Here is a 13729-nt window from a genome sequence, read left to right as displayed (position 1 = left end):
CATGACACATACGCCGCACGATCAAATGGATGACGACGCTCTCCCGGACGATTTCCGGGACGAAGCGAATGAGGATGTCGCAATTGATGGTGCGGACGAAGCCGATCTGCCTGAAGGCAGCACGGTGCTGGAAACCGTCGACGAGCTGAAGAAAGTGCTGGCCGCCGAACTGTCCACCGACACCACCCAGCACTATCTGAACCAGATCGGCACCCGCCCGCTGCTGACCGCGCCGCAGGAAGTCCATTACGCCACGCTGGCCAAGGCCGGCGACTTCAGCGCGCGCCAGACCATGATCGAGCACAATCTGCGGCTGGTGGTGTCGATTGCCAAGCACTACATCAACCGCGGCGTGGTACTGCTGGACATGATCGAAGAAGGCAACATCGGCCTGATGCGCGCCATCGACAAGTTCGAGCCCGAGCGCGGCTTCCGTTTTTCGACCTACGCCACCTGGTGGATACGCCAGAGCATCGAGCGCGCCATCATGAACCAGGCCCGCACCGTGCGCCTGCCGGTGCACATGGTGCGTGAGCTGAACCAGATCCTGCGCGGCAAATACCATCTCGAAGCCCAGCACCACAACGGCAAGGACGCCACCGCCGAAGACATCGCCGAACTGGTGGGCCGGCCGGTGGAGGAGGTGCAGGACATTCTGGCGCTGTCCGAGCATGCCACCTCGCTCGATGCGCCGCTCGACAACGATCCCCAGTCCTCGCTCATGGACATGCTGCCCGGCGACAGCGATGACAGTCCCGACGCCCGCGCCGAACATCATGAAATGACGGTGCTGGTGCGCGACTGGCTGACCAAGCTGCCGGACAAGCAGCGCATCGTCATCATGCGCCGTTTCGGCCTCGATAATGACGACCCGGCCACGCTGGAAACCCTGGCCGAAGAGATGGGTGTTACGCGTGAGCGCGTGCGCCAGATCCAGCAGGAAGCGCTGGTCAAACTCAAGCGGGCGATGGCCGCGCGCGGCGTGGTCCGCGATTCCCTGCTGTAGTCCCTTCCTGTTCTGCTATCATATTGCCCCTGCACGCGGGCCGGCCGCGCCATTCTTTTTCCAATATTGAACGCTATGCAAGAAAATACCATCGACATCAAATCGCTCGACATGGACGCCCGTGGCGTCGGCCACCTGCAGGACAATGAAGACGGCTCGCCGGGCAAAGTGGTGTTCGTGGAAGGCGCGCTGCCAGGCGAGCGCGTGAGCTTCGAGACCTTCAAGAAGAAGAAAAACTGGGAAGCGGCCAGGATGACCGCGCTGCACCGCGAATCGTCGATGCGCGTGAAGCCGAAGTGCGAGCACTTCGACTATTGCGGCGGCTGCTCGATGCAGCACATCGAGCCGAGCGCCCAGGTGGCCATCAAGCAGCGCGTGCTGGAAGATAATCTGTGGCACATCGGTAAAGTCACGTCCGAAACCATCATGCGGCCGATGTACGGCCCGACCTGGGGCTACCGCTACCGCGCGCGCCTGTCGGTGCGCTGGGTCGAGAAGAAGGGCACGGTGCTGGTCGGCTTCAAGGAAAAGCGCTCGGTCTACGTGGCCGACATCAAGAGCTGCCAGATCCTGCCGCCGCACGTGTCGGATATGCTGATGCCGCTGCGCGCGCTGATTGGCTCGCTGACCCTGTACAGCCAGGTCCCGCAGATCGAACTGGCGATCGGCCAGGACGTGACGGTGCTGGTACTGCGCATCATGGACGCGCTGACCGCCGACGACGAAGCCAAGATCAAGGCCTTCGCCGATGAATACAAAGTGCAGTTCTGGCTGCAGACCAAAGGCCCGGAAACCGCCGCGCCGTTTTATCCGCTCGAGCCGGAGCTGCATTACCTGCTGCCGGAATTTGGCGTACGCATGCCGTTCAAACCGGTCGACTTCACGCAGGTGAACCACCACATCAACCGCGTGCTGGTGCACAAGGCCTTGCGCCTGCTGGACGTGCAGCCCGAAGACCGCGTGGCCGACCTGTTCTGCGGCCTGGGCAACTTCACGCTGCCACTGGCCACGCTGGCGCGTGAAGTGGTCGGCATCGAAGGCAGCCAGGCGCTGACCGACCGTTCCCTGAGCAATGCCAAGGCCAATGGCCTGGATGCCAAGACCACGTTCTACAACCGCAACCTGTTTGAAGTGACGCCGGAAGACTTGATCGCGCTGGGCAAATTCGACCGCATGTTGATCGACCCGCCACGTGATGGCGCCATGGCGCTGGTGGCGGCGCTGGGCGAACTGCGCAACACCCATCCTGAGTTCCTGCCCAAGCGTATCGTCTACGTTTCGTGCAGCCCGTCGACGCTGGCGCGCGACGCCAATACGCTGGTCCACCTGGCGGGCTACAAGCTGGATAAGGCCGGCGTGGTCAATATGTTCCCGCACACCTCGCACGTCGAGTCGATGGCGGTGTTCGATCTGGTCTAATGTTTTTCTTCTAATATTATTGACTTTGCAGGAGGCGTGCGCAACACTGAGCTGATTCACTTTCAGCATCTGGAGTTGGTATGCGCCTCCTGTCCCGCCTTATCGCGCTCGCTGCGCTCTGTAGTCCGCTGGCCGTCCTGGCCGACACCTCAGTCACCTCGTTTTCACCATCGGGCACCGTCAAGGGCGTACGCCAGGTAGCCGCGCGCTTCAATGGGCAAATGGTCCCCTTGGGCGATATGCGCCTGGGCGATCCGTTCACGGTCGATTGTCCGGAAGAGGGCAAGGGACGCTGGATCGATGGCCAGAACTGGAGCTACGACTTTGTCCGCGACCTGCCCGCCGGCGTCGCCTGCCGCTTCACACTGAAAGACGGCATCAAGGATTTGAGCGGCAAGGCGCTGACCGGCGAGCGCCAGTTCGCCTTTGATACCGGCGGTCCTGCGATTGTGGAGGCCGTGCCGCGCGAAGGCTCCAGCTATATCGACGAACAGCAGATCTTTTTGCTGGGCCTTGACGCACCGGCCAGCGATGAAACGGTGGCGGCGCATGCCTGGTGCCGCGCCGATGGCATCAACGAGAAAATCGGCGTACGCGTGCTGCAGGGCGCGGAACGCCAGCAGGTGCTGAACTTGCGCAAGTCCTTCACTGAACGCTATCTGTCGGTGTACTTCAAGGCGCGTGGCGTGCTATGGCGCGCCACGGCATCCGTCAACAACAAGAAGCTGGACAAGCTGCCGCTGACGGTCCTGCAGTGCCGGCGCAATCTGCCACCGGGCACCGGGGTGTCGCTGGTGTGGGGCGCGGGCATCAGCGCCGATAGCGGGATTAGCACCTCCCAGGATCAGACGCTGGCATACAAAACGCGCGAGGATTTTACTGCGCGCTTCAGCTGCGACAGGTCGAGTGCCGATGCAGGCTGCGTGCCTTTCCTGCCGATGCGCTTGCAGTTTACGGCGCCGGTCAGGCGCGCGGATGCGCTGGCGGTCAAGGTCACCGGTCCGGGTGGGCAAGTCTTCAAGCCTGCGCTGGAAAAGGATGACGAAAAGAGCGAGTACCTGACGTGGCTGAATATCAAAGGCCCGTTCCCGGAGAAGGCCAAACTCACGCTGTCGCTGCCGGCAAATCTGAAAGACGATGCTGGCCGCGCACTGGTCAACCAGGCGCGCTTCCCGATGGCGATACGCACCGATGCGCAGCCGCCGCTGGTCAAGTTCCCCGCGCGCTTCGGCATCATCGAAGCCAAGGGCGACAAGCTGCTGCCGGTTACCGTGCGCAATGTGGAGGCCAGCCTGGCAGGCAGCAAGGTGGACGGCGCCGCATTGCGCGTCAATGATGGCGATGCATCGTCCGACCAGCAGGTGATTTCCTGGCTCAAGCGCATGTCCGGTTACGGCTGGGAGCCGCAGGAACTGTATGTCGACAAAATGACCAAGCCGCTGCTGGACGCCAATGCCGGCAAGGTCGAACGCTTCACCATGCCCAAGCCGGGTGGCGGCAAGGCGTTTGAAGTGGTTGGCATCCCGCTGCGCAAGCCGGGCTTTTATGTGGTGGAGCTGGCCAGCCCCAGGCTGGGCGCCGGGCTGGCGCTGGGCCGTAAACCTGCCTATGTCAGCGCAGCGGCGCTGGTGACCAATATGGTGGCGCACTTCAAGCATGGCGCCGAGTCGTCGCTGGTGTGGGTGACGTCGCTGGATAACGGCAAACCGGTGGCGCAGGCACAAGTCGTGGTGCGCGACTACACGGGCAAGCAGCTGTGGCAGGGCATGACGGATAGCGGCGGGCTGGCCCACATCCGCCAGGACCTGCCGAGCGCCAAGGACGATGGCAATGGCCGCTACTTCATCAGCGCGCGGCTGGGTGGCGACATGACGTTCACCCTGTCCGACTGGGATCGCGGCATTGAGATGTGGCGCTTCAACCTGCCAACCGGCGACTTCGGCGCAGACAATGTGATTGCCTCGACGGTGTTTGACCGCATGCTGCTGCGTGCCGGCGAGACGGTGCACATGAAGCACTTCATGCGCCGCCATGTGGAGCAGGGCCTGGTGCGTGTAGCCAGGGAGCAGGCTGCCAATATGTTCATCATCCACGAAGGCAGTGGCCAGCAGTACGAGCTGCCGCTGAAATGGAGTGCGAACGGTTCGGCGGAAAACACCTGGACCATCCCCGCCGATGCCAAGCAAGGCTGGTATGAGCTGATGATAGGCGGCCGCGCGTCGGGCCGCTTCCGCGTGGAGCAGTTCCGCGTGCCGACCATGAAAGCGCTGCTGCAAGGACCGAAGTCGCCAGCGGTGCAGGTGTCTTCTGTCGATCTGGATGTGCAACTGAGCTATTTGTCCGGCGGTGGTGCTGGCGATGCGCCGGTGCAGTTGCGCACCGTGGTGCAGGACAAGGGCGTAAGCTTTGAAGACTATCCCGACTTCAGCTTCAGTAACGGCGATGTGAAGGTGGGCCTTGAACGCAGTGGCGGCAGCTTCGACGACGACGAAGGCATGTATGAAGGTGACGAGAACGCAGTCGCCACCCCTGGCGCAATCAAGACCCGCAGCCTGGTGCTGGACAAGGCGGGCGGTGCGCGCGTCAAGCTGGATCAACTGCCCGAGGTGAAAATCCCACGGGAGTTGATGGCGGAGATGACCTACCAGGACGCCAACGGCGAAACCCTGTCCTCGGCGACGCGTATTCCGCTGTGGCCCTCCAGCTATGTCATCGGCATCCAGCCCGATGGCTGGGTGGTGAGCAAGGAGGCGCTCAAGTTCACCGTAGTGGTACTGGATTTGCAAGGCAAGCCGGTGGTGGATGCGCCGGTATCGGTGGACTTCTTCCAGCGCCAGTCCTACTCGCATCGCCGCCGCTTGATTGGCGGTTTCTACGCCTACGAGAACAGCAGTGAGATCAAGGCGCTGGGCGCCGCTTGCGAGGGCAAGACCGACAACAAGGGCCTGCTGATCTGCCAGGTCAAGGCCCCCGCATCGGGCAACCTGATATTGCGCGCCAAAACACAGGATGCGCAGCAGCGCGTGGCGGTCGCCAATCGCGAGACCTGGGTCGCCGACGGTGCTGACTGGTGGTTCTCCGCGAGCGATAACGACCGCATCGATCTGCTGCCGGAGAAAAAGCGCTACGAACCTGGCGATACCGCCACCTTCCAGGTACGCATGCCGTTCCGCGAGGCGACCGCGCTCATCACGGTGGAGCGCGAAGGCGTGATCGATACCTATGTGCGCCCGCTGTCGGGCAGCGAGCCGGTATTTTCGATCCCGGTGAAGAAGCAGTATGCGCCGAACGTCTACGTGTCTGCGCTGGTGGTGCGTGGCCGCGTGAACGGCGTGCAGCCAACTGCGCTGGTCGACCTGGGCAAGCCTGCTTACAAACTGGGTATCGCGCCGCTGCGTGTGGGCTGGTCGGCCAATGAGCTGAAGGTGCAGGTGACGGCGGACAAACCTGTCTACAAGGTACGCGAGAAGGCGACGGTGAAGGTCAAGGTGGCGCGGCCGGATGGTTCCGTGCCGCCTGCTGGCGCCGAGGTGGCGCTGGCGGCTGTGGATGTGGGGCTGCTGGAGCTGATGCCGAACACCAGCTGGGATTTGCTGGAAGCGATGATGGAGCAGCGTAATCTGCAGGTCACCACCTCCACCGCGCAGATGCAGGTGGTTGGCAAGCGCCACTTCGGCCGCAAAGCCGTGCCGGCCGGCGGTGGCGGCGGCAAGGGCGCTGGCCGTGAGCTGTTCGATACGCTGCTGTTCTGGAAAGCGCGCGTGACCCTGGATGCCAATGGCGAGGCCAGCGTGCAGGTTCCCATCAACGATTCGCTGACGGCCTTCCGCATCGTCGCTATCGCCAGTGCGGATGCAGACCTGTTTGGTACTGGTCGCACGGAGGTGCGCAGCTCGCAGGACCTGATCCTGCTGTCTGGCCTGCCGGCGCTGGTGCGCGAGGGTGACCGCTTCCGCGCTACCTTCACCTTGCGCAATACGACCGACGCCGCCGTCAAGACCACGCTGAACGCCAGCGCCGGCGGCAAGGCCTTGTCGCCGCAGCAGGTGGCGCTGGAGCCGGGGCAGGCGCGCGAAGTAGCGTGGGACGTGCAGGTTCCGCAAGGCGCAACCACGCTGGCATGGGACGTGAGCGCGGCCGTGGAAGGCGGCGGCCCGGCATCCTCCGACCGGCTCAAGGTGAAACAGAAGGTGGTGCCGGCGGTACCCGTGACCACCATGCAGGCGACGTTGCTGCAACTGGACCGCAAGCAGAACATACAGGTCAAGTCGCCGGACGACGCCTTGCCTGGCCGTGGCGGCGTGCAGGTGCAGTTCAGCCCCAAGCTGGGCGGCGACCTGCCTGGCGTGCGTGACTACATGCTGGCCTATCCCTACCGCTGCTTTGAACAGGTGACCTCGCGTTCCATCGCGCTGCATGATGAGGCGATGTGGAAGGCGGCGCTGGAAACCCTGCCGGCGCATCTGGATGCCGATGGCCTGGTCAAATACTTCTCCGGCATGTACCGGGGCAGCGATACGCTGACCGCGTATGTGCTGTCCGCCGCGAATGAAGCAGGTTATGAGATTCCCGATACGCTGAAAGGACGCATGGAGTCGGCGCTGCTGGGCTTTGTGCAAGGGAAGGTGATGCGCAACTCGGCGTTGCCAACCGCTGATCTGGCGGTGCGCAAGATCGCCGCGCTGGCGGCACTGTCACGCTCCAGAGCCGTCAACGCCAGTGAGCTGGAGTCGTTCAGCATTCAGCCGAATCTGTGGCCGACATCGGCGGTCATCGACTGGTACCAGATCCTGCAACGCTCGCCGAAGCTGCCGCAGCATGCGCAACGCCTGAAAGAGGCCGACCAGATTCTGCGTTCGCGCCTCAATCTGCAGGGCACCACCATGACCTTCTCTACCGAACGCACGGATGACTGGTGGTGGCTCATGTCTTCGGCGGACGCCAATGCCAACCGCCTGCTGCTGCTCATGGCGGACAATCCGGCGTGGAAGGATGATATCGGCCGTCTGGCGCGCGGTGCGCTGGGCCGTCAGCACAAGGGCCGCTGGGGGACGACCGTGGCCAACGCCTGGGGCGTGCTGGCCATCGACAAGTTCTCGCGCGTGTTCGAGAAAGACAAGGTGGCTGGCACCTCCGGCGCAACGCTGGGCAATGCCAGCAAGAGCATCGCGTACGGCGGCGAGCCGGCCGGCGGCACGGCGATGCTGCCGTGGCCGCGCGGCGGCGCGGGTCCGCTGGAATTGGAGCACACCGGCACGGGCAAGCCGTGGGTGACGGTGCAGACCTTGTCGGCATTGCCGCTCAAGGCGCCGCTGTCCAGTGGCTACAAGGTCGCCAAGACCGTCACGCCGGTGGAGCAGAAGGTGCGTGGTGCGTGGTCGCGTGGCGATGTCTACCGCGTGCATCTGGACCTGGAAGCGCAGTCGGACATGACCTGGGTGGTGGTCGATGATCCGATTCCGGCCAGCGCCACTGTGCTGGGCTCCGGTCTGGGTGGCGACTCCCAGATCATGAGTGCGGACGAGCAGGACACCGGCTGGGCCTATCCGGCCTTCCAGGAACGCACCTTTGAAGGTTATCGCGCGTTTTACCAGTTTGTCCCGAAAGGCAAATGGAGCGTGGAGTACACGGTGCGCCTGAACAATCCGGGTCAGTTCAACCTGCCGCCGACGCGCGTGGAGGCCATGTATAGCCCCGAGATGTTTGGCGCGCTGCCGAATGCGGCAATGAGTGTGAAATGAAGCTGAGGACTGGCTCCCTGATGGTGGCGCTGGCGCTGGCCAGTGCCGCTGCCTATGCGGTACCGACCTTTGACCAGGTGCGCGCCGCGTATCGCTCGTCGGATGCCGAGCTGCTGGACCGGCATGGGGAAGTGATCCAGTCGCTGCGTATCGATATGGCGGTACGCCGCCTGCCGTGGGTGGCGTTGAACGACATCTCGCCGGCATTGCCTGCAGCGGTGCTGCAAGCGGAAGACCAGCGCTTCTACGAACACAATGGCGTGGACTGGAGCGCCGCCGCCAAGGCGGCCTGGGACAATCTGTTCCGCAAGCGTCCGCGAGGCGCGTCAACCATCACCATGCAGCTGGCGGCGCTGCTGGACCCGGCGCTGCAGTCTACCTCGCAAGGCCGCAACTGGTCGCAGAAGTGGGATCAGGTGAAAGCTGCGCGCGAGCTCGATGACGGCTGGAGCAAGCAGCAGATCATCGAGGCTTATCTGAACCTGGTGTCGTACCGCGGCGAGCTGCAAGGCGTCGGCGCGGCCTCGCGCGGCCTGTTCGGTAAGGCGCCGTCCGGGCTGGACCTGAGCGAATCGGTGATCCTGGCCGGTCTGCTGCGCGGGCCGGCGGCGGCGCAGAAAGTCGTGGCGCAGCGCGCGTGCGGCCTGGCGCATGAACTGCACCTGCCAGCGACCTGCAGCGAGATCCAGCTGCGCGTCATCATTGCGATGAGCCGCCCGCAGCTGGCCGCCAATCTGCCGCCGGCGCCGCAAGTGGCGCAGCAACTGCTGATGCGCAGTGGACAGGCGGTGCGCAGCACGCTGGATGCCAACTTGCAGCGCCACGCGCAAAACGTGCTGCGCCAGCAGCTGACGGCGCTCAATGGCCGCAATGTCAATGACGGCGCGGTGATCGTGCTGGATAACGCGAGCGGCGAAATTCTCGCCTATGTCGGCAATGCCGGCGGCCGCGAGGTGGACGGCGTGGCGGCGCTGCGCCAGGCCGGTTCCACGCTCAAGCCCTTCCTGTATGAGCTGGCGCTGGAGCGCAGGCAGCTGACGGCGGCATCGTTGATGGATGATGCGCCGATTGATATTTCTACGGCATCCGGCATGTACGCGCCGCAGAATTACGACAAGGGTTTTAAAGGCTATGTCAGCGCGCGCACCAGCCTTGCCAGTTCGCTCAACGTGCCGGCCGTCCGCACGCTGATGATGACAGGGCTGGAGCGCTTCCATGAGCGCTTGCGCGACGTGGGGCTGGGCAGTCTGACGCAGCCGGCGGAATACTATGGCTATTCGCTCGCACTGGGTTCGGCCGAAGTGTCGCTGCTGGAACTGACCAACGCCTACCGCACCCTGGCCAATGGCGGTTTGTATGGCGAGGCGACGCTGCTGCCCAGGGCCGCCGCCGCGCCGCGCCGCGTGCTCGATGCGCGGGCCAGTTTTATCGTCAGCGATATCCTGGCCGACCGCGCGGCCCGCAGCCTGACCTTCGGTCTGAAGAATGAGTTGGCGACCACCTTCTGGGCCGCGGTCAAAACCGGCACCAGCAAAGACATGCGCGACAACTGGTGCGTCGGCTACTCGGACCGCTATACAGTCGGCGTCTGGGTCGGCAACTTCGACGGCCAGTCGATGTGGGACGTTTCCGGCGTCAGCGGCGCGGCGCCGGTGTGGCGTGACGTGATGGATTACCTGCACCGCAGCCAGGGCAGCCGTGCGCCCAAAGCGCCGGCCGGCGTGGTGCGCCAGCAGATCACCTATCATCCGGCGGTGGAGGCGTCGCGCAACGAGTGGTTCATTGCCGGCACCGAAAGTCCGCTCATCGCGCTGGTGCAGGACGGCCAGCGCGGGCCCAAGATACTGTATCCCGGCGATGCCAGCATCATCGCGCTCGATCCCGATATTCCCGACGCCACCCAGCGCGTGTTCTTCCAGGCGCAGGCAGGGCAGGGCTTGAGCTGGCAGCTGGATGGCGAGCCGCTCGGCCAGGCCAGCGTCAGCTACAGCTGGCGGCCGACACCGGGCGCACACCAGTTGGCCCTCATTGACGCCAACGCCAAGCCTGTCGCCACCACCAGCTTCCAGGTGCGTGGAACGGATCGGCAATAAAAAAGCCGGCGCAGAGGCCGGCTTTTTGAGTGGGCGGTAAGCGCTTAGTCGCGGTCGCCGCCAAAGATGCCCAGCAGAGACAGCAGGTTGGTGAAGATGTTGTACACGTCCAGGTACAGTGCCAGGGTGGCGCGGATGTAGTTGGTTTCACCGCCGTTGATGATCTGCTGAACGTCATACAGGATGTAGGCCGAGAAGATCGCAATGGCCACCACCGAGATCACAATTGCCAGCGCCGGGATGTGCAGGAAGATGTTGGCGATCGATGCCAGCAGCAGAATGATCACGCCGGCGAACAGCCAGGTGCCCATGCCCGAGAAGTCACGCTTGGAGACGGTGGCGACCGATGCCAGCGTCGCAAACACGGCTGCCGTGCCGCCAAACGCGGTCATGATCAGGAAGCCGCCATTCGAGTAACCGAGGATGCGTGACAGCAGCGGCGTCAGCATCAGACCCATGAAGAAGGTGAAGCCCAGCAGCAGGGCCACGCCCACGCCGGAATCCTTGTTCTTCTCAATGCCCCAGATGAAGCCAAACGCCACTGCCAGGAACAGCAGTGCCATCATGCCGCCACCGAGTGGCAGATGCAGCGAGACGCCGAGGGCCGCGCCGAATACGGTCGGAACCATCGACAGGGCCAGCAGCCAGTAGGTGTTGCGCAGCACGTTATGCTGCACCAATCGGCGGCTTCCCGCCAGATCGTAGGTGTTTTGCACGTTGTTCATATATTGCCTCCAGTAAAGGATTTCAGGTAAAGCTTTGATAAAAGCATAGCATGTCATGGTGAGAATACGCAAAAACATGCCAAAAATGCACTTAATCCGGACTTAAACCGCCTTCATACCCGCGCCAAATCGGCTTTATAGCCTTAATGCAAGCTTATCGACGGCCCTTTATTCGGAATGTGGGGTGTTCTATGGTAAAATCAAAGGTTGATTGGATTATCAATTATTGTTTTAAACCTTTCTTTTTATTGGAGTTTTTCAAATGGCAATCGAACGCACCCTGTCGATCATCAAACCAGACGCAGTTGCAAAAAACGTGATCGGCAAAATCTACACCCGCTTCGAAGAAGCCGGCCTGAAGATTGTTGCTGCGCAAATGAAGCAACTGTCGCGTGAAGAAGCCGAAGGTTTCTACGCTGCGCACAAAGAGCGCGGTTTCTTCAAAGACCTGGTGGACTTCATGGTCTCCGGTCCAGTCATGATCCAGGCGCTGGAAGGCGAAAACGCAGTACTGAAAAACCGCGAACTGATGGGCGCTACCGATCCTAAGAAGGCAGACAAAGGCACCATCCGTGCTGATTTCGCTGACTCGATCGACGCTAACGCTGTTCACGGCTCGGACGCTGTTGAAGCCGCTGCTGTTGAAATCGCTTACTTCTTCGGTAAGTAATTTGTAAGGATTCCGTTTCCGCGCTGCGGTGCGGAAACGGGATAAATGATTAGTACTGTTTTGAGCCCCACTATGAACGCTCCTCTGACCAACTTGCTGGACTTCGATCCCGCGCAACTCACCGCGTATTGCGCCGAGTTGGGGGAGAAGCCGTTCCGCGCCAAGCAACTGCAACGCTGGATCCACCAATTCGGTGCGTCGGATTTCGACAGCATGACGGATCTGGCCAAGTCGCTGCGCGACAAACTGAAAACCCGCGCCTTCGTGGCGGCGCCGGCCATCATCAGCGACCACACGTCGACCGACGGCACCCGCAAATGGCTGGTGGATGTCGGCAATGGCAACGCCGTGGAAACCGTGTTCATTCCGGAAGAGAACCGCGGCACGCTGTGCATCTCGACCCAGGCCGGTTGCGCCGTCAACTGCCGTTTCTGCTCGACCGGCAAGCAAGGCTTCAGCCGCAACCTGAGCGTGGGCGAAATCATCGGCCAGCTGTGGATGGCGGAATTTGAACTGCGCCGCACCAAGGGCATCGAGCCCGGTCCGAAAGGCGAACGCCAGATCACCAACGTGGTGATGATGGGCATGGGCGAGCCGCTGCTCAACTTCGAGCCGACCGCCACCGCGCTGAAGCTGATGCTGGACGATAACGCGTATGGCCTGTCGCGCCGCCGCGTTACGCTGTCCACCTCGGGCGTGGTGCCGATGATCGACAAGCTGTCGCAGGAAGTGCCGGTGGCGCTGGCGGTCTCGCTGCACGCGTCCAACGACGAGCTGCGCAACGGCCTGATCCCGCTGAACAAAAAATACCCGCTCAAGGAGCTGATGGCCGCCTGCAAACGCTACATCGAGTTTGCCCCACGCGACTTCATCACCTTTGAGTACTGCATGCTGGATGGCGTCAATGACACCGACCAGCACGCACGTGAGCTGGTGGCGCTGGTACAGCATCCCGAGTACGGCGTGAACTGCAAGTTCAACCTGATTCCGTTCAACCCCTTCCCGGAATCGGGCCTGCTGCGCTCGAAGAACCCGCGCATTGCCGCCTTCGCGCAAATCCTGCTCGATGCCGGCATCGTCACCACCATCCGCAAAACCCGTGGCGACGATATCGACGCCGCCTGCGGCCAGTTGGCCGGCGAGGTGCAGGACCGCACCAAGGTCCAGCAGCGGATGGAAAAAATGGCCGAGTATCAAAATAAATTCGGCGCCAACTTCGGCAAGATCGTGGAGATCCGTTCCTGATGATCCTCCTGGCGCAGCCTAGCCGCTTCCATCTTGTCGCGCTGTGCGCGGCAGGGGTGCTGGCCGGTTGCGCTTCGCCAGGAACCCAGCCGGGCAACAGCGGCAAGGCCGAACTGCAAACGGCGTCCGACCAGACTGCAGCGCAGCGCAAGGTCGACATCCGCATGCAGCTGGCAATTGGCTATTTTGAGCAAGGCCAGTATGCTGTGGCGCTGGATGAAGTCAAACGGGCCTTGGCAGCGGATCCGAACAACGCTGAAGCCTTTGGCATGCGCGGCCTGATTTACCAGCAGATGGGCGAGAACGGCCTGGCCGAAGACAACTTCGTGCGTGCCCGCAAACTGGCGCCGAACAGCCCTGAGCTGGACAACAACTATGGTTCCTTCCTGTGCCAGACCGGCCGCGTGAAGGAAGCCATGCCGCTGTTTGATGCGGCCCTGAATAACCGGAGTTACCGTTCGCCGGCCAGTGCCGCGAACAATGCCGGTTCTTGCGCATTGAAGATCAAGGATTACGCCAGCGCGGAGCGTTATCTGCTGCAAGCCTTGCAGTTGACGCCTGATCTGCCGGCCACCAACGCCAATCTGGCGCGGGTCTATGTTGAAAAAGGCGATTATGTGCGCGCCAATTTCTTCATCACCCGTTTGAACAAGGTGGCAAAGATGGAGAGCCTGACGGCCGATGTGCTGTGGCTCGCGATTAAGGTGCAGCATAAGCTGGGCGATACGGGTGCGGAATCTGGTTGGGCGACGCAATTGCGCCGTCACCACCCTGGCTCGCCTGAGTATGCTGCTTATCAACGTGGGGCGTTTGATGAGTGAAACAGGGGT

8 protein-coding genes are annotated in these 13729 nt (G+C 62.4%); 7 read left to right on the top strand and 1 reads right to left on the bottom strand.

Features of this window, described 5'->3' with window-relative positions:
* Position 1: 1 nt before the first annotated feature.
* The 4 genes from rpoS to pbpC all read left to right on the top strand — a co-directional run bounded on the left by rpoS (position 2) and on the right by pbpC (position 10259).
* The gene (rpoS, locus tag BUA36_RS01730; protein WP_072780831.1) at positions 2-1006 is read left to right on the top strand and encodes an RNA polymerase sigma factor RpoS; all 1005 of its coding nucleotides are present in this window, start codon (positions 2-4) and stop codon (positions 1004-1006) included.
* A 75-nt stretch (positions 1007-1081) separates the two neighbouring features.
* A complete protein-coding gene (rlmD, locus tag BUA36_RS01725; protein ID WP_072780830.1) occupies positions 1082-2425 on the top strand; it encodes a 23S rRNA (uracil(1939)-C(5))-methyltransferase RlmD in 1344 nt (447 codons plus the stop codon).
* Positions 2426-2505: 80 nt separating this feature from the next.
* Entirely contained in the window at positions 2506-8166 is a 5661-nt protein-coding gene (locus tag BUA36_RS01720; RefSeq protein WP_072780828.1) for an alpha-2-macroglobulin family protein, read from the top strand.
* Positions 8163-10259 (top strand): penicillin-binding protein 1C, encoded by a 2097-nt coding sequence (gene pbpC, locus BUA36_RS01715; protein WP_072780826.1) that lies wholly within the window; start codon positions 8163-8165, stop codon positions 10257-10259. The genes BUA36_RS01720 and pbpC overlap by 4 nt, the downstream gene beginning before the upstream one ends.
* Positions 10260-10303: 44 nt before the next feature.
* Here pbpC and BUA36_RS01710 read toward each other — a convergent pair whose 3' ends face one another.
* Complete coding sequence (locus tag BUA36_RS01710) at positions 10304-10984, bottom strand: Bax inhibitor-1/YccA family protein (protein ID WP_072780825.1); 681 nt, start codon at positions 10982-10984, stop codon at positions 10304-10306.
* A gap of 262 nt (positions 10985-11246) precedes the next feature.
* On the opposite strand from BUA36_RS01710, the gene ndk reads away from it, so the two are divergent.
* The 3 genes from ndk to pilW all read left to right on the top strand — a co-directional run bounded on the left by ndk (position 11247) and on the right by pilW (position 13720).
* Positions 11247-11654, top strand: a complete 408-nt coding sequence (gene ndk, locus BUA36_RS01705; protein ID WP_072780823.1) for a nucleoside-diphosphate kinase — start codon at positions 11247-11249, stop codon at positions 11652-11654.
* A 72-nt stretch (positions 11655-11726) separates the two neighbouring features.
* Positions 11727-12899: a dual-specificity RNA methyltransferase RlmN gene (rlmN, locus tag BUA36_RS01700; protein WP_072780822.1), complete on the top strand. Its 1173-nt coding sequence runs from the start codon at positions 11727-11729 to the stop codon at positions 12897-12899.
* Positions 12899-13720, top strand: coding sequence for a type IV pilus biogenesis/stability protein PilW (pilW, locus tag BUA36_RS01695; protein ID WP_072780820.1), 822 nt, complete (start codon positions 12899-12901; stop codon positions 13718-13720). Before rlmN ends, pilW begins: the two co-directional genes overlap by 1 nt.
* The last annotated feature ends 9 nt before the right edge of the window (positions 13721-13729 follow it).

Source organism: Duganella sacchari (genome assembly GCF_900143065.1).
Lineage (GTDB): Bacteria > Pseudomonadota > Gammaproteobacteria > Burkholderiales > Burkholderiaceae_D > Rugamonas > Rugamonas sacchari.
Note: the sequence above shows the minus strand (reverse complement) of the source record. Positions and strands in the feature narration are given on the sequence as shown.